Here is a 16,242-nt window from a genome sequence, read left to right on the forward strand (position 1 = left end):
CGGTGGGGCGGTGACCAGCCTGACGAAGAGCCGGATCCGCTGGGCCGACCTGCCCGCGCCCGTCCGCGCCGCGGTCGAGGAGATCCTCGGCGATCGGGTGGCGGCCGCCGAGTCGCAGCACGGCGGCTTCTCGCCCGGCACCGCCGACCGCGTGCGCACCGCCGGTGGCCGGCGGGCCTTCGTCAAGGCGGTCAGCCCGGCGCAGAACGACCGCAGCCCCACCCTGCACCGGGCGGAGGCGCGGATCGCCGCCGCACTGCCGCCGGCCGCGCCGGCGCCCCGGCTGCTCGACAGCTACGACGACGGCGACTGGATCGCGCTGGTCTTCGACGACGTCGAGGGCCGGCACCCGGCCACCCCGTGGGAGGCCGGAGAGCTGGCCGCCGTGCTGTCCACGCTGGAGTCGATGGCCGGGGTGCTCACCCCGGCACCCGCCGCGGTGGTCACCACCGCGACCGAACAACTCGGGTACGACTTCGGCGGCTGGCGGCGGCTCGCCGACGACCCGCCGGCCGACCTGGACCCGTGGGCGCGGGCCCGGCTGCCCGAGCTGTGCGCGGCCGCCGACCGGGGGCTGGCCGCGCTGGCCGGCGACACCCTCTGCCACCTGGACGTCCGGGCCGACAACCTGCTCATCGGCCCGGACGGCACGGTCACCGTGGTCGACTGGCCGTGGGCCTGCCGCGGCCCGGCCTGGCTGGACAGCCTGCTGGTCCTGGTCAACGTGCAGGTGTACGGCGGTCACGACCCGGAGGCGCTGCTGGCCGCCCTGCCGTTGGCCGCCGGGGTGGACCCGGCCGACCTGACCGGCGTGCTGGCCGGGTTCACCGGCTTCTTCCTGGACGGCGCCCGCCAGCCGCCCCCGCCGGGCATCCCCACCGTCCGGGCGTTCCAGCGGTTGCAGGGCGACGCCCTGCTGCCCTGGCTCGCCCGCCGGCTGGGCTGACGATCAGGGCGGATTCAGGCCCGACCCGGGAGCTTCTCCTGCCGGGTCCAGCTCGTCCAGCCCCGCTCACGCATCAGGTCGCGCATCATCCGGGCCCCGGGATGGGCCTCGTCGGCGAGCGCGTCGAGCAGGTCGTACGGCAGGTCGTCCGCGGGATCACCCTGGCCGGCGGTCTCGCCGGCGGCGTAGGCCTCCTCGGACAGCTCCGCCATGATGTCGGCGGCCTCCGCCATGAGGTGGTGGGCGGCCTCGTCCGTCAGGCGCTCGCCGGCCAGGTCGCCGTCCACCAACGTGGACAAAACCCGATAGAGCCGGACCATCCGCGGGTCCTCCAGCTGCGCGAACTTGAACGGCATCCAGCGGCGGACCTGGTCCGGCCAGCGGGCGGAAATGAGGATCCACCCGTCCCGCTCGGCCTCCACGACGCGCTCGGACACCCCGATCTCCCGGAGCCGGTCGAGATAGGCGAGGACCTCCGGCGGGAGGCCGCCGCTGTTCCCGGCGGCCAGCTGGGCAATCTGTCTGCGGCTGGTCTCCAGCCGGCTGATCTCGTCGAACAGGCGGCCGTCGATGCGGCGGATCGCCGCGGTGAAATCCGCCTCGTCCGCCCGCAGCAGCGCGGTGATCTCGGCGAGTGGCACCCCGGCGTCGGCCAAGGTGTGGATCTTCAGGAGGGCGACGACGGCGCTCGCGCCGTACCGCCGGTAGCCGGAGACGTCGCGCTCCGGCTCCGGCAGCAGGCCGATCTGGTGGTAGTGCCGCACCGCCCGCACCGTGACACCGGCGTACGACGCCAGTTGCCCGATCGTCAGCATGCCCCTGATCCTGCCCTGCTCGGGAGAGCGTGCGTCTCGGGACGATGGAGGCGGACCGGCCGGCGGCGACCACGACGACCGCCACCGCTGGAAGCACATCCAGGTCGTCGACGTGCGGGTGCCGCGCCGGCCGCCGGTGGAGAGTCCATGCCGCCAGCATGCCGGGTTGACGCTGCGTCAGGGTCAAGCCGCCGATCCCCCCGATGCCGAGGGGCGGCCCCGACCCCGGTTGCGCGACGAAGGAAAACCGCCTCAACCATCCGGGGGGCGCGCGGCGTTCCTAGAGGGCGAGGGGGGTGGGCATGTCCGAGACGTTCCACGACTTCGTGGTGCAGCGCTCGCCCGCGTTGTCCCGGACCGCGTACCTGCTGACCGGGGACCACCAGCACGCCGAGGACCTGTTGCAGAGCGCGCTGGCCCGGACGTACCGGCACTGGCGGCGGATCCGCGACGGGGACCCGGAGGCGTACGTGCGCCGGGTCATGTACCACCAGCAGGTCTCGTGGTGGCGCCGGCGGCGGGTCGCGGAACGGCTGGACGCGACGCCGGTCGAGCGGGGCGGCGGCGACCACAGCGAGGACACCGCTCTGCGGCTCAGTGTGGTGGCCGCGCTGCGCCGGCTCACCGCCCGGCAGCGGGCCGTGGTGGTGCTCCGCTACTACGAGGACCTGACCGAGGCGCAGGTGGCCGAGGTGCTCGGCTGCTCGGTGGGCACGGTGAAACGGCACGGGCACGACGCCGTGCGCCGGCTCCGCGCCCTCGTCCCCGACCTGTGGGAGGCGACGCCGGAGAGGAGCGGGCGATGAGCGTACGGCTGCGGGAGGCGCTGCGGGAGGCGGCGGCCGAGGTGCCCGCGTACCCGGTGCACGACCGGGCGGTGCGGACCGCGCGGCGCACCCGGCGGCGGACGGCGGCGGCGGTCGCGGCGGTCCTGGTGCTGGTGGCGCTCGTGCCGCTGGCGGTAGGCGGCGGGCCGGTGGCCGTCGCGCCGGCGGGCGTGGACGATCCCGCGCTGCCCGACCGGATCGGGCTGCCCGGGTTCGGCACGCTGCGGGCCACCGACCGGCCGCGGCTCGGGCCGGCGTCGGTCGTGTTCAGCGGGCAGGCGCGCGGGCTCACCGGGCTGCTCGACGAGAACGGCACCGTCGGCATCGTCGGCGCCGACGCCGACCGCTACCGGACCTGGACCGTCGGCCACGAGGCGCCGGCCGGTGAGCAGGTGCTGCTCTCCCCCGACGGGCGGCGGATCGCCGTGCCGGCCGGGTCGGGCGACCGCCCCCGGATCGACGTGGTGGACCTCGTGGACGGGACGGTCCGGCGGCTGCCCAGCCCGAGGCCGGGCAGCACGCTGACCGAGCCGGCCGGCTGGGCGCCGGACGGTTCCGCGCTGGTGGTCCGGGACACCACGCCGACGAACCCGGAGGGCAGCGCCTACGCCAACACGCTCAGCCTGGTCCGGCTCGACACCGGCCGGGCGGTACGCCTGCTCGAAACCGACCAGGTGCCGGTCTTCGGCGCCCCGGTCGCGTTCGCGGCCGACGGGTCCCGGCTGGCCTACCAGGTGGGCGACAAGGTGCTCGTCGCCGGCGTGGACGGGAGGAGCATCACCTCGTTCCCGCTGCCGGCGGAGAGCGGGCTGGCCGGCAAGGGGGCGTGGCTGCCGGACGGGACGCTGGCCCTGGTCAGCCACGACCCGGGCAGCGACAGGTGGCGGCTGCGCCGGGTCGACACCAGCGGGAAGGACCTCGGCGCGCCGGCGCTGCCCGCCGTCGCGGGCGTCACCACGATCCGGCTGCTCGGCTGGCAGACGGACGGGACCGCGATGGTGGTGGCGTACCGGCCCGAGCCGAACTCCCCGACCGCCGTCGAGGGGCCGCTGGAGATGGACCAGCGGACCGCGTACGGGAACGTGCGGACGGTCCGGGTGCTGGGGCTGGCCCCGGGGGCCGCCGCGCCGGCCACCCTGCTCACCGCCCCCGACCAGGTGCTCGCCATCGACGTGGCGGACGCCGTGGTGCGCACCGGCCGGGTCCGCGCGGCGGATCCACCCGCGGGACCGGGCGGCCGGGTCTGGTGGGCGGCCGGGGCGGTGGCGCTGGTGGGCGGCGGCCTGCTCGCCGCTCGGCTGCTCCGGCGGCGACGCGGGCGTGGGGTCACCCGGGGGCGCGCACCGCGTGGGTGAGGAAGGGCAGCACCGCCGCCGGCAGGGCGGGTGAGCCGACGATGTCGTGGTGGGTCAGCCCGGGCAGCACGGCCAGCCGGGACGCGGGCCGGCCGGTGCCGTCCCCGCCGGCGTCCCGGTGGCCGCCGCCGAGCAGCCCGAAGAACTCGGCCGCGTGGCGGACCGGGATCGAGTCGGCGTCGGCGAAGACCAGCAGCACCGGCATCGGCAGGGCGGCCACCTCGGCCGACCAGTCGTACTCGTGGCGCAGCAGCTCGCCGGTCTTCGCCCAGAGGGCCGGCCAGTCCCGGGGGCGGGGTGCCACCCGCTCGTAGCGTTCGTGCGACGGGGTGCCGCGCATCCGCTCGGCGACCCGCTCGTCCTGGGCGGCCATGGCGGCCAGCACCTCCGGGTACCAGCCCCGCCGCCGGCACGGCGTGGAGACCAGCACGAGGCGGCGGACCAGGGCCGGGTGCTGGATGGCGGCGCGCAGGGCCACCCCGCCGCCGAGCGAGTAGCCCAGCACGTCGGCCGGCGGCAGGTCGAGGTGCCGCGACAGTGCGGCGATGTCGTCGGCCATCGACTCGTAGCGCAGCGGCCGGTCCACGTCGGCGGTGCGGCCGTGGCCCTGAAGGTCGACCGCGACGACCTGCCGGCGCGCGGTCAGCTCGGGCAGGATCGGCGCGAACATCTCCGTCGACCCGTACCCGCCGTGGAGCAGCACGAGTGGCCGGCCGGTCCCGTGGATCTCGTACCAGAGGCGCAGCCCGTTGACCTCGGCGTAGCTCACGAACGGTTCAACGAGGGCGGGCCCGGCGGCGGGTCGCCCCACCGCCGGGCCGCTCGGTGCGGCGTTACTCGGCGACGTACCGGTGCAGCAGGCCTTCGTCGCTGTCGACGGTGCCGTCGCGGCGCAGGCCGGCCTTCTCCAGCACCCGCACGGACGCCACGTTGGCCGGGTCGACGGTGGCGTACACCAGCGTCACCCCGGGCAGGGTGCGGGCGTGGGCCACCAGGGCGCGGACCGCCTCGGTGGTGTAGCCCCGGCAGCGCCGGGACGGGACGATGCCGTAGCCGAACTCGACCGCCCCGTCGGTGGGCGGCAGTTTCAGCCCGATGCCGCCCACGGTGAGGCCGGTCTCCCGCTCGATGATGAGCCGGTGGCCGTGCGGCCGGTCCGGGTTGCCGGCGATGATTCCGCCGATCACCCGCTCGCCGTCTGCCGGAAAGTCCGGCGCCCAGTGCGGGCGCCGCTCGCCGGCGACGACGGCGGCGGCCTCCTCGGCCGGCCAGGGGCGCAGCACGAGACGGTCGGTGGTCAGGTCAGGAGTGGACAACGCGATTCTCCAGGGTCGTGGAGTGACCCGGGTCGCGGTGAGGCTCAGTCAGAAGGCGCGACCCGGAAGAGGGCATGGCAGGGGAAGCTCATGGCGATCCATGGCCTCATCCCCCTGCGCCCACGACGGTCGCGTGTCCGCGCCCCGGCACTCTAACCCATGATCGGAATACGCCGCGCCCCCGTTGCCTCGGGCCAACGGGCAACGGGGGCGCGGCGGGAAACCGGTCAGCTGACGCCGGTGACGGCCTTGACCAGGTTGATGCCGAAGTAGACCACGAACGCGGCGGCCACCGCCCACATCAGCGGGTGGATCTGCCGGGCCCTGCCCTGCGCGACCCGGATCGCCACCCAGCTCACGAAGCCGGCGCCGATGCCGTTGGTGATCGAGTAGGTGAACGGCATGAGCGTCATGGTCAGGAACGCCGGGACGGCGATGCCCACGTCGGTGAAGTCGATGTCCCTGACCTGACGGATCATCAGCGCGCCGACCACCACCAGCGCCGGGCCGGCGGCCTCGCTGGGCACCAGCGACACCAGCGGGGTGAGCAGCAGCGCGCCCAGGAAGAGCACGCCGGTGACCACGCTGGTCAGGCCGGTCCGCCCGCCGTCCGCGATGCCCGAGGAGGACTCGACGTACGTGGTGGCCGACGAGGCGCTGCCCGCGCCGCCCGCGACCGCGGCGACGCCGTCCACGAAGAGCACCTTGCCCAGTCGCGGCATGTCGGTGCCGTCCTCGGTGGTCAGGTTGGCCTGCTTGGCCAGGCCGACCGTGGTGCCCATGACGTCGAAGAAGTCGGCCAGCACCAGGGTGAACACCAGCAGCAGCGCGGTCACCAGGCCGACGTGGGCGAACGCGCCGAACGACACGTTGCCGACCAGGTGCAGGTCGGGCGTCTGGAACAGCGGGTCCGGCAGGGTCGGCACGTTGAGCCGCCAGCCGTCCGGGTTGGGCTTGCCGTCGACGAGGGCCGGGCCGGGCTTGGCGAACGCGTTGACGATCACCGCGACGACAGTGGTGACCACGATGCCGATCAGGACGCCGGCCTTCACCTTGCGGGCGACCAGGATGCCGGTGACCAGCAGGCCGACCAGGAAGACGACCGTGGGCCAGCCGTGCAGCGTGCCGTTGCTGCCCGAGCCGAGCTGCAGCGGCACGCCGCTGCCGGCCCGGACCAGACCGCCGTCGACGAAGCCGATCAGCGCGATGAACAGGCCGATGCCGGCCGCGATGGCCGCCTTCAGCTCGGCCGGGATGGCCCGGAAGACGGCCTTCCGGAAGCCGGTCAGCACCAGCACGGTGATGATCAGACCCTCGACGACGACCAGGCCCATGGCCTCGGCCCAGCTCATCTGGGACGCCACCGCGTACGCCACGAAGGCGTTCAGCCCGAGGCCGGTGGCGACCGCGAACGGCACCCGGCCGACGATCCCCATCATGATCGTCATGACCGCCGCGACCAGGGCGGTGACCCCGGCGACCGGCGCGATGCCGAGCAGGTTGCCGTCCTTGTCCGGCGCGGTGCCGATGATCAGCGGGTTGAGCACGACGATGTAGGCCATCGTCGCGAAGGTGGTGATGCCGGCGAGCACCTCGCGCCGCACGGACGAGCCCCGGCGGGTGATCTCGAAGAAGCGGTCGAGGCGGCTCTGGCCGGCGGGTTCCGCCGGCTCGACCGGGACAGCAGGATCCTGCGTAGACACGCTCATGGCGTGGCCTTACTCCGTTCCGGGTTGGCCCAGCCGGTCACGCCGGCCGGGCGGTGGGGGTGCAGCCGTCCCGTTGCGGTTGGCCCGGAGAACGTCGGAGCGGCTGGGCTCCACGGATGCCCGTGAAGCACTACGAAGCCGCACCCCGGGTCCGGGGAAGCGACTTCGCGACGCCCACCCTAACCGCCGGGTAACGGCGGATGACCTGCCCCTACGCGCGGGGGCGGCGCGGAGGTGGGCAAGGTCACGTCCGGGACCGGTGCCGGCCAGCCATTCGGCGTTGCGCGCCTCGTGCCGGGCCTGCGGGTCAGGCGCGGTCCGCGGCGCGGGGGCGGGCGCGGAGGTGGGCGCGTTCGCCCTGGGCGCCGAAGAGGCTGAGGAACTCGACCGCCTCGTCGTCGGCCCGGCCGAACCAGTGCGGCACCCGGGTGTCGAACTCGGCCGCCTCGCCGGGCGCGAGCACCAGGTCGTGCTCGCCGAGGACCAGCCGCAGCCGCCCGTTGAGCACGTAGACCCACTCGTACCCCTCGTGGGTCTGCGGGGTGGGCTCGGCGGGCCGCCCGCCGGCCGGGATGACCAGCTTGTACGCCTGGATGCCGCCGGCCCGGCGGGTGAGCGGCAGCATGGTCATGCCGTGCCGGGTGACCGGCCGCAGGTGGATGCGGGGGTCGCCGGTGGGCGGGGCGCCGACCAGCTCGTCGAGCGTGACGCCGTGCGCCCGGGCCAGGGGCAGCAGCAGTTCGAGGGTGGGGCGGCGGCTGCCGGATTCGAGGCGGGACAGGGTGCTCACCGAGACGCCGGTGGCGGCCGACAGGTCGGCCAGGGTGGTCTCCCGCTCGCGGCGCAGCGCGCGCAGCCGGGGGCCCACCGCGTCGAGCGCCCGGTCGAGGTCGTCGTCCATTCCCCCAGTTTGCCAGATCAGCAACAAGGTTTGCAGGTTCGGTCAGCGCCGCCGCATCGTTGCCGCAGGAGGTGGTCAGGATGACCGAAGGGTACGAGGTGGTGGTGATCGGCGGCGGCGCCGCCGGCCTGAGCGGAGGGCTCATGCTGGCCCGGGCGCGCCGGTCGGTCCTGGTGATCGACGGGGGCAGCCCGCGCAACGCCCCGGCCGACGGGGTGCACGGGCTGCTGGCCCGCGACGGCATGCCCCCGGCCGAGCTGCTGGCGCGCGGCCGGGACGAGGTGCGCCGGTACGGCGGGCACCTGCTGGACGGCCAGGTCGACACGGTGACCCGGGACGGGGAGGGGTTCGTCGTGGCGCTGGCCGGGGGCCGCCGGGTCCGGGCGGCCCGGCTGCTGGTGGCCACCGGCCTGGTCGACGAGCTGCCCGACGTGCCCGGACTGCGCGAGCGCTGGGGCCGGGACGTGGTGCACTGCCCGTACTGCCACGGGTGGGAGGTGCGCGACCGGCCGATCGGGGTGCTGGCCACCGGGCCGATGTCGGTGCACCAGGCGCTGCTGTTCCGCCAGTGGAGCGACGACGTCGTCGTCCTCCGCCACACCGCGCCGCCGCTCAGCGACGAGCAGGCCGAACAGCTGGCCGCCCGGAGCGTCGCCGTGGTCGAGGGCGAGGTCGCGTCGGTCGAGGTCGTCGCGGACCGGCTGGTCGGGGTACGCCTGCGCGACGGCCGGCTGGTCGCGCGCGAGGCGCTGGTCGCCGGCCCCCGGATGGTGGCGCGGGCCGGGTTCCTGGCGGCGCTCGGGTTGCGGGCGGTGGAGCATCCGTCCGGGGCCGGCGAGCACGTCCCCGCCGACCCGACGGGGCGTACCGAGGTGCCCGGGGTGTGGGTCGCGGGCAATGTGACCGACCCGGCCGCGCAGGTCGGCGCGGCAGCGGCGGCGGGTGCGCTGGCGGCCGCCGCGATCAACGGCGACCTGGTCGCGGAGGAGACCCGCCGGGCGGTCGAGGCACGGCGGCGGGACGTGTTCTCGGCGGGGTCCGAGGCGCGGGTGGCCGAGCTGGTGGCGGGCGACCGTCGCCACGGCCTCTGAGCCGGGCACGCGGAGGGGTGGCATTCACGAATCCGACTTACATGGACAATATTGCCCTTTAGGTTACTGCGGGGAGGGTGCAGTCGAGACGGGGGGCGACGTGAGCGAGTATCCGCCGATCGAGGATCACGGGCTCATCGGTGATCTTCAAACCGCCGCCCTGGTGACCTGCGACGGGACGATCGACTGGTTCTGCGCGCCCCGCTTCGACTCCCCCAGCATCTTCGCCAGCATTCTCGACCGGGAGCGCGGCGGCTTCTTCCGGATCGCCCCCCACGAGACCACCTACGTCACCAAACAGCTCTACCTGCCCGGCACGCCCATCCTGATCACGCGGTTCATCAGCGCCGACGGTGTCGCCGAGGTCCAGGACTTCATGCCGGTCACCGGCGAGCGGGCCACCGACGTGCACCGCCTGGTCCGCATGGTCACCATGGTCCGGGGCAGCATGCGGTTCCGGCTGGAGTGCCGGCCCCGGTTCGACTACGGGCGCGAGCGGCCCCAACTGGAGCGGCACCGCAACGGGTACGTCTTCCGCGGCGCGTCGGCGTCGCTGACCTTCAACCCGGTCCAACCGGTCCGCCAGCTCATCGCCCGGGAGGACATGCACCTGGAGGACGGCGACCTGATCGGGTTCGGCACCCTGAACCAGGGCGACACCGGCGGCGTCGTGCTGGAGACGAACTCCGAGATGGAACCCCGGGCCGTCCCCCTCGAAGAGGTGCAGGGGATGTTCGAGTGGACCCGGGACTACTGGCGACGGTGGGTCGAGCGGTCCCGGTACAGCGGCCGGTGGCGGGAGATGGTCGAGCGGTCGGCCATCACCCTGAAGCTGATGACGTACGCGCCCACCGGCGCGATGATCGCCGCGCCGACGGCCGCGCTGCCCGAACTGGTCGGCGGCACGCGCAACTGGGACTACCGCTACACCTGGGTCCGGGACACGTCCTTCTCCGTCCACGCGCTGCTCGGCCTCGGCTTCACCGAGGAGGTCAGCCGGTACATGGACTGGCTCGACGAGCGGATCCGCGAGGCCGGCGACCACCAGGCCCCACTGAAGATCATGTACCGGGTCGACGGCTCGTCCGACCTGCACGAGGAGGTGCTCGACCACCTGGAGGGCTACCGCGGCTCCCGGCCCGTCCGGATCGGCAACGGCGCCGCCGACCAGCTCCAGCTCGACATCCACGGCGAGGCGCTCTACGCCATGCATGTCGCCGACGAACAGGGCATCCGCGTCTCCCACCAGGTGTGGAAGAGCACCGTCCGGCTCGTCGACTGGCTGTGCCACAACTGGGACCAGCGGGACGCCGGCATCTGGGAGAGCCGGCACCACCCCCGCGACTACACCTTCGGCCGGGTGATGTCGTGGGTGGCCCTGGACCGGGCCATCCGGCTCGCCGTCCGCACCGGCCGCCCCGGGGACGTGGGCTGCTGGACCACCCAGCGGAACCTGATCTACGACCAGGTGATGGCGCGCGGGTACCACCGGGGCCGGGGATCCTTCGTCCAGGCCTACGACGAGAACGTCCTGGACGCCGCGCTGCTCGCCATGCCGGCGGTCGGCTTCGTGACGCCGTCGGACCCGATGTGGCGCCGCACGCTGGACGCCATCGAGCGGGAGCTGGTCTCCGACAGCCTGGTCCACCGGTACGACCCGGTCCACTCCCCCGACGGGCTGCCCGGCCACGAGGGCACCTTCAACATGTGCACCTTCTGGTACGCCGAGGCGCTCGCCCGCTCCGGTCGCCTCGACGACGCCCGGCTCACCTTCGAGAAGATGTTCACCTTCAGCAACCACCTGGGCCTCTACGCCGAGGAGATCGCCGCGACCGGCGAGCAGATCGGCAACTACCCGCAGGCCTTCAGCCACCTCGCCCTGATCAACACCGCCCTGACGCTCAACGACATGCTCGAGGTCGAGGCGGAGGCCCGGCGCAGGCAGTGACACGTCCGGACCGGGGGCGGGGTTAGCCGACGGCAGGCCGGGTAGCCACTCGCGCTGCCTGTGCAGCGTGTCGAACCGGCCTTCGTGCCGACGACCCCAGCCGAGAGGAACGACGGTGTCACCCGAGTACCGGAAGAACCCGGAGGCAGTGTCCCGGTTGTCGCCCGAGCAGTACCGGGTGACCCAGGAGGGCGGAACCGAGCCGGCCTTCGACAACCCGTACTGGAACAGCAAGGAGGAGGGCATCTACGTCGATGTCGTCTCCGGCGAACCCTTGTTCGCGTCCGCGGACAAGTACGACAGCGGCACCGGCTGGCCCTCCTTCACCCGGCCGATCGAGCCGAAGAACGTGGTCGAGGTGCGGGACTCCACCTTCGGCATGGTCCGCACCGAGGTCCGGTCGGCGCACGGCGACAGCCACCTCGGGCACGTGTTCGACGACGGCCCGCCGGCGACCGGCGGGTTGCGTTACTGCATGAACTCCGCCGCGCTCCGGTTCATCCGGCGCGAGGACCTGGAACGGGAAGGGTACGGCGAGTACCGCGCACTGTTCGAGCACCCGGACGGGGGGCGAAGCGATGACCGACACGACTGAGAAGGCCATCCTGGCCGGCGGTTGCTTCTGGGGGATGCAGGACCTCATCCGGAAGCGCCCCGGCGTGGTCTCCACCCGGGTCGGCTACACCGGCGGGGACGTGCCCAACGCGACGTACTACAACCACGAGGGCCACGCCGAGGCGATCGAGATCGTCTACGACCCGAGCAAGCTCTCGTACCGGGATCTCCTCGAATTCTTCTTCCAGGTCCACGACCCGACCACGCTGAACCGCCAGGGCGGTGACGTCGGCACCAGCTACCGGTCCGCGATCTTCTACTGCAACGACCAGCAGCGGCAGGTCGCTGAGGACACGATCGCCGACGTCGACGCCTCCGGCCTGTGGCCGGGCAAGGTGGTCACCGAGGTCACCCCGGCGGGTCCCTTCTGGGAGGCCGAGCCGGAGCACCAGGACTACCTGGAGAAACACCCCGGCGGCTACACCTGCCACTTCCCCCGGCCCGACTGGAAGCTGCCCCGACGGGGCGAGAACCAGAGCTGACCGCACCGCTTCCGACGAGACACATCCGAGGAAAAGGAGCCCGACGTGGCCGTCAAGACCCAGACGCTGGCCCGCGCCACCGACATCCGGCCGTTCACCGTGGAGATTCCGGAGGCCGATCTCCAGGACATGCGGCGGCGCATCGCGGCCACCCGCTGGCCGGAGAAGCAGACCGTCGAGGACCAGTCACAGGGTGTGCCGCTGGAGACCAGCCAGGCGCTCGCCCGCTACTGGGAGAAGGAGTACGACTGGCGCAAGGTCGAGGCCAGGTTGAACTCGCTGCCGAACTTCATCACGGAGATCGACGGCCTGGACATCCACTTCATCCACGTCCGGTCCAGGCACGACGACGCGCTGCCGCTCATCGTCACGCACGGCTGGCCCGGCTCGGTCATCGAACAGCTGAAGATCATCGAGCCGCTGACCGATCCCACGGCCCACGGCGGGTCCGCGTCGGACGCCTTCCACCTGGTGATCCCGTCGATGCCGGGCTACGGCTTCTCCGGCAAGCCGACCGAGCCCGGCTGGGGCCCGGAGCACATCGCGCGCGCCTGGACGGAGCTGATGAAACGCCTCGGCTACGACCGGTTCGTCGCCCAGGGCGGCGACTGGGGCGCGCTGATCACCAACATGATGGGTGTGCAGGCCCCGCCGGAACTGGCCGGCATCCACACCAACATGCCCAGCACCGTGCCGCCCGAGCTCGACGCGCTGGTCCAGTCGGACATCACCGGCATCAACAACGCGAAGGGCAAGTTGCCGGCCAACCTGTCCGAGGAGGAGCGGCGGGCCTTCGCGCAGCAGGACTTCTTCTGGAAGCATTCCGCCTACGCGCTGATCATGGCCACCCGCCCGGAGACACTGATCGGCCTCGCGGACTCGCCCGTCGCGCTGGCGACCTTCATGTGCGACCACGACGCGGCCAGCCTGGAGTTGATCTGCCGGGCCTTCGCCGGGCAACCCGGCGGCCTCACCCGCGACGACATCCTCGACAACATCACGCTCACCTGGCTGACCAACACGGGCGTCTCGTCCGCGCGCCTCTACTGGGAGAACAAGCTCTCCTTCCTCGGCGCCAAGAACGTCACCGTCCCGGCCGCCGTCAGCGTCTTCCCGGACGAGCTCTACGAGGCGCCGCGGAGCTGGGCCGAGCAGGCGTACCCGAACCTCATCCACTACAACAAGCTGGACCGGGGCGGGCACTTCGCGGCCTGGGAGCAGCCGCAACTCCTGTGCGACGAGCTTCGCACCGCCTTCCGGTCGCTGCGCTAGATGGCTGTCTCCGAGCGGCTGCACCTGCCCGCGCTCGACGGGGCGACCGGGTGGCTCAACACCGGGCCACTCGGTCCCGCCGAGCTGCGCGGACGCCCCGTCGTGGTGAACTTCTGGACGCTGACGTGCATCAACTGGCTGCGCCAGGAGCCGTACGTCCGGGCGTGGTCGCAGGCCTACCGGGACGACGGGCTCGTCGTCATCGGCGTGCACACGCCGGAGTTCGCGTTCGAGCACGACATCGACGCGGTGCGCCGGGCGGTGGCGGCGCGAGGGATCGACTACCCGGTCGCCGTCGACAGCGACTACGCCGTCTGGAGCGCGTTCGACAACCACTACTGGCCGGCGCTCTACTTCGTCGACGCGGACGGCGTGATCCGCGACCGCCACTTCGGCGAGGGCCGCTACGAGCAGTCGGAGCGCGTCATCCAGCGGCTGCTCGGCGTCGACCGCGATCCCGTCCCGGTGCGGGGGCGCGGTGTGGAGGCGGACGCCGACTGGGAGCACCTGCGGACGCCCGAGACCTATCTCGGCTACGCCCGCTCCGAGCAGTTCGCGTCGCCGGACCACGCCACGTACGACGCCACCAGCGCCTACCAGCTCCCCGCGAGCCTGCCCGCCGACCACTGGGCGCTCGGCGGCGAGTGGAGGATCGGCTCGGAGAACATCGTGCTCGACCGGGCCGGCGGCACCCTCGCCTTCCGGTTCCAGGCACGCGACGCGCATCTCGTGCTGTCGCCCGGCACGCGGGACCCGATCCCCTTCCGCCTGCTCCTCGACGGCGCGGCACCGGGCCCGGCACACGGTGACGACGTGGACGAGGACGGCAACGGCCTGCTCCGGGAGGGCAGGCTGTACCAGCTCGTCCGCCAGCGGGACACCGTGCGGGAGCGGACCCTGGAGATCACGTTCCTCGCGCCCGGGGCCGAGGCGTACGTCTTCACCTTCGGCTAGGGCCGCCGTGCGGACCAGCCGATGAGGACGGCGAGCGGCACCAAGCTGCTGCGCATGCCCGAGGGACCGCACCGGGCGAACTTCCTGGAGCTGTTCTTCGACCTGGTCTTCGTGGTCGCGCTCATCCAGCTCTCGCACGAGCTGATGCAGGACCTCACCTGGGCGGGCGCCTTCCGGACGCTGGTGCTGCTGCTGGCCGTCTGGTGGGTCTGGAGCATCACCACCTGGACCACCAACCTGTACGACCCGCAGCAGATGTCGATACAGCTGGTGGTCACCGGGACCATGCTCGGCAGCCTGGTGATGGTCGTGGCGCTGCCCGACGCGTTCGGCGCGCGGGGCCTGGCGTTCGCCGGCGCGTACGTCGCCATCCATGTCGGCCGGCAGCTCTTCCTCGTCCTGGCCCTGCGCGGCCAGGAGTTGCAGCGCCGCAGCGTCCGGGTGTTGACCTGGTTCGCCGGGTCGGCGGTGCCGTGGATCGCCGGGGCACTGGCGCCGGCGCCGGCCCGCGTCGTCCTGTGGACACTGGCGGTCGCGCTGGATTTCACGGGCACCGTCCTGCGGTTCCCGACGCCGTGGCTGGGGCGCTCACCCGACGCCGAGTACCCGATCGTGGCCGAGCACCTGGCCGAGCGGTACCAGCAGCTCTTCATCATCGCGCTCGGCGAGCTGATCCTGGTCGGCGCGTTGACCCTGAGTGGCAGCGGCTTCGCCGCCGACCGGACGACGGCGTTCGTGGTGTCGTTCGTCGCCACGGTGCTGTTCTGGCGGATCTACCTGCACCGGGCCGGGGAGCTGCTGCCCGCCGCCATCGCGGCGGCCCGCCGGCCGGATCCGCTGGCCCGGTCGGCGGCGATCGCCCATCTGGTCATGCTCGCCGGCATCGTCGCCACCGCGGTGGGCGACGAACTCGCCATCGCGCATCCACTCGGGCACATGCCACGCGCCTGGGTCGCCGTCATCCTCGGCGGGCCCGCGCTGTTCCTGGCCGGTCGCGCCGCCTTCGAGTACGCCGTCTTCGCCCGGGTGTCCCCGGACCGCCCGATCGGAATCCTCGCGCTGCTCGCGCTGGCGCCCCCGGTGCTCCTGGCCCCGCCGCTGGTGGCTGCCGTGGCCGCCACCGCGGTCCTGCTCGGGGTCGCCGCCGCCGACACGGTCCGCGCGCACCGACGCCCACCCGAGCCGCCGTCGCCCCCGGGGTGACCTCCGCATGACCGTCGCGGCGCGGAGGCGCGCCGCCGACGACGAAGCCCGCGGTGGACGCGAGACCTGCGCGGCTGACTCAGGTCGTAGGCTGCATCTCGCACCTGACAGGCGGGAGGCTGAGGTGGCCGAGACGATGCTGGCCGGGGTGATGGCCGAGCTGGCCGAGCTGGAGGACCCGAAGGCACGCGCGGTGAACGAGCGGCACGGTGACGATCACGGCGTGAACCTGGGCAGGCTGCGCGCGCTCGCGAAGCGGCTGAAGACGCAGCAGGAACTCGCGTGCCAGCTCTGGGCGACCGACGACAGCGCCGCGCGCCTGCTGGCCATCCTGATCTGCCGCCCGAAGGCGTTCGCGCGCGACGAGTTGGACGCCATGCTGCGCGAGGCCCGCACACCGAAGGTGCACGACTGGCTCGTGAACTACGTGGTGAAGAAGAGCCCGCACGCGGAGGAGCTGCGGGTGGCCTGGTTCGCCGATCCGGATCCCGTGGTCGCGAGCGCCGGCTGGGCGCTTACCACGGAACGCGTGGCGAAGAAGCCCGAGGGTCTCGACCTGGCCGGGCTGCTCGACGTCATCGAGGCGGAACTGAAGGACGCCCCGGCTCGGCTGCAGTGGGCGATGAACCACTGCCTGGCGCAGATCGGGATCGAGGACGCCGCGCTGCGCGCCCGCGCCATCAACATCGGTGAGCGCCTGGAGGTGCTCAAGGACTACCCGACTCCCCCGGGCTGCACGTCGCCCTACGCGCCGATCTGGATCGCCGAGATGGTGCGCCGACAGCACGACAGGTAGGCGTGACCCAGG

The 16,242-nt window shown here is 73.1% G+C and carries 16 protein-coding genes; 11 read left to right on the forward strand and 5 right to left on the reverse strand.

Annotated elements, in window-relative coordinates; all coding sequences use genetic code 11:
- Positions 1-10: 10 nt before the first annotated feature.
- Positions 11-946 (forward strand): phosphotransferase family protein, encoded by a 936-nt coding sequence (locus tag ACZ6PY_RS08130; RefSeq protein ID WP_466070305.1) that lies wholly within the window; start codon positions 11-13, stop codon positions 944-946.
- A gap of 14 nt (positions 947-960) precedes the next feature.
- Here the strand turns inward: ACZ6PY_RS08130 and ACZ6PY_RS08135 are convergent, their stop codons facing one another.
- Positions 961-1,761, reverse strand: coding sequence for a MerR family transcriptional regulator (locus tag ACZ6PY_RS08135; RefSeq protein WP_466070307.1), 801 nt, complete (start codon positions 1,759-1,761; stop codon positions 961-963).
- Between the two features lie 302 nt (positions 1,762-2,063).
- Here ACZ6PY_RS08135 and ACZ6PY_RS08140 point away from each other — a divergent pair, with 302 nt between their 5' ends.
- Both ACZ6PY_RS08140 and ACZ6PY_RS08145 read left to right on the forward strand, forming a co-directional pair.
- Positions 2,064-2,567 carry a SigE family RNA polymerase sigma factor gene (locus ACZ6PY_RS08140; protein ID WP_466070309.1) on the forward strand — a complete coding sequence of 168 codons (504 nt, stop codon included), beginning with the start codon at positions 2,064-2,066 and terminating at the stop codon, positions 2,565-2,567.
- A complete protein-coding gene (locus ACZ6PY_RS08145) occupies positions 2,564-3,943 on the forward strand; it encodes a hypothetical protein (protein WP_466070311.1) in 1,380 nt (459 codons plus the stop codon). Before ACZ6PY_RS08140 ends, ACZ6PY_RS08145 begins: the two co-directional genes overlap by 4 nt.
- Here ACZ6PY_RS08145 and ACZ6PY_RS08150 read toward each other — a convergent pair.
- The 4 genes from ACZ6PY_RS08150 to ACZ6PY_RS08165 form a co-directional block, all read right to left on the reverse strand.
- A complete protein-coding gene (locus ACZ6PY_RS08150) occupies positions 3,915-4,712 on the reverse strand; it encodes an alpha/beta fold hydrolase (RefSeq protein WP_466070313.1) in 798 nt (265 codons plus the stop codon). The two genes, ACZ6PY_RS08145 and ACZ6PY_RS08150, sit on opposite strands and share 29 nt — an antisense overlap.
- 64 nt (positions 4,713-4,776) lie before the next feature.
- Positions 4,777-5,259, reverse strand: coding sequence for a GNAT family N-acetyltransferase (locus ACZ6PY_RS08155; protein WP_466070315.1), 483 nt, complete (start codon positions 5,257-5,259; stop codon positions 4,777-4,779).
- A gap of 227 nt (positions 5,260-5,486) precedes the next feature.
- Entirely contained in the window at positions 5,487-6,968 is a 1,482-nt protein-coding gene (locus tag ACZ6PY_RS08160) for an NCS2 family permease (protein WP_466070317.1), read from the reverse strand.
- Positions 6,969-7,275: 307 nt separating this feature from the next.
- Positions 7,276-7,869, reverse strand: coding sequence for a helix-turn-helix domain-containing protein (locus ACZ6PY_RS08165; protein ID WP_313718929.1), 594 nt, complete (start codon positions 7,867-7,869; stop codon positions 7,276-7,278).
- A gap of 80 nt (positions 7,870-7,949) precedes the next feature.
- Between ACZ6PY_RS08165 and ACZ6PY_RS08170 the strand changes: the two genes are divergently transcribed.
- The 8 genes from ACZ6PY_RS08170 to ACZ6PY_RS08205 all read left to right on the forward strand — a co-directional run bounded on the left by ACZ6PY_RS08170 (position 7,950) and on the right by ACZ6PY_RS08205 (position 16,230).
- Positions 7,950-8,960, forward strand: coding sequence for an NAD(P)/FAD-dependent oxidoreductase (locus ACZ6PY_RS08170; RefSeq protein ID WP_466070319.1), 1,011 nt, complete (start codon positions 7,950-7,952; stop codon positions 8,958-8,960).
- Between the two features lie 100 nt (positions 8,961-9,060).
- Positions 9,061-10,908: a glycoside hydrolase family 15 protein gene (locus ACZ6PY_RS08175; protein ID WP_466070321.1), complete on the forward strand. Its 1,848-nt coding sequence runs from the start codon at positions 9,061-9,063 to the stop codon at positions 10,906-10,908.
- A gap of 115 nt (positions 10,909-11,023) precedes the next feature.
- On the forward strand, positions 11,024-11,503 hold the full coding sequence (gene msrB, locus ACZ6PY_RS08180; protein WP_466070323.1) for a peptide-methionine (R)-S-oxide reductase MsrB: 480 nt from the start codon (positions 11,024-11,026) through the stop codon (positions 11,501-11,503).
- Positions 11,487-12,005, forward strand: a complete 519-nt coding sequence (msrA, locus tag ACZ6PY_RS08185) for a peptide-methionine (S)-S-oxide reductase MsrA (RefSeq protein WP_466070325.1) — start codon at positions 11,487-11,489, stop codon at positions 12,003-12,005. Before msrB ends, msrA begins: the two co-directional genes overlap by 17 nt.
- 45 nt (positions 12,006-12,050) lie before the next feature.
- Positions 12,051-13,277, forward strand: a complete 1,227-nt coding sequence (locus tag ACZ6PY_RS08190; RefSeq protein ID WP_466070327.1) for an epoxide hydrolase family protein — start codon at positions 12,051-12,053, stop codon at positions 13,275-13,277.
- Positions 13,278-14,231: a redoxin family protein gene (locus tag ACZ6PY_RS08195; protein WP_466070329.1), complete on the forward strand. Its 954-nt coding sequence runs from the start codon at positions 13,278-13,280 to the stop codon at positions 14,229-14,231. It begins immediately after the preceding gene.
- A gap of 21 nt (positions 14,232-14,252) precedes the next feature.
- Positions 14,253-15,434: a low temperature requirement protein A gene (locus ACZ6PY_RS08200; protein WP_466070331.1), complete on the forward strand. Its 1,182-nt coding sequence runs from the start codon at positions 14,253-14,255 to the stop codon at positions 15,432-15,434.
- A 124-nt stretch (positions 15,435-15,558) separates the two neighbouring features.
- On the forward strand, positions 15,559-16,230 hold the full coding sequence (locus ACZ6PY_RS08205; protein WP_466070333.1) for a DNA alkylation repair protein: 672 nt from the start codon (positions 15,559-15,561) through the stop codon (positions 16,228-16,230).
- The last annotated feature ends 12 nt before the right edge of the window (positions 16,231-16,242 follow it).

It is taken from the genome of Micromonospora sp. NPDC048907 (genome assembly GCF_055586885.1).

Coding starts and splice junctions, on each gene's coding strand:
- ACZ6PY_RS08195 (WP_466070329.1), top strand. CDS start 13,278: ATGGCTGTCTCCGAGCGGCTGCACCTGCCCGCGCTCGACGGGGCGACC.
- ACZ6PY_RS08135 (WP_466070307.1), bottom strand. CDS start 1,761: ATGCTGACGATCGGGCAACTGGCGTCGTACGCCGGTGTCACGGTGCGG.
- ACZ6PY_RS08145 (WP_466070311.1), top strand. CDS start 2,564: ATGAGCGTACGGCTGCGGGAGGCGCTGCGGGAGGCGGCGGCCGAGGTG.
- ACZ6PY_RS08200 (WP_466070331.1), top strand. CDS start 14,253: ATGAGGACGGCGAGCGGCACCAAGCTGCTGCGCATGCCCGAGGGACCG.
- ACZ6PY_RS08170 (WP_466070319.1), top strand. CDS start 7,950: ATGACCGAAGGGTACGAGGTGGTGGTGATCGGCGGCGGCGCCGCCGGC.
- ACZ6PY_RS08165 (WP_313718929.1), bottom strand. CDS start 7,869: ATGGACGACGACCTCGACCGGGCGCTCGACGCGGTGGGCCCCCGGCTG.
- msrA (WP_466070325.1), top strand. CDS start 11,487: ATGACCGACACGACTGAGAAGGCCATCCTGGCCGGCGGTTGCTTCTGG.
- ACZ6PY_RS08160 (WP_466070317.1), bottom strand. CDS start 6,968: ATGAGCGTGTCTACGCAGGATCCTGCTGTCCCGGTCGAGCCGGCGGAA.
- ACZ6PY_RS08140 (WP_466070309.1), top strand. CDS start 2,064: ATGTCCGAGACGTTCCACGACTTCGTGGTGCAGCGCTCGCCCGCGTTG.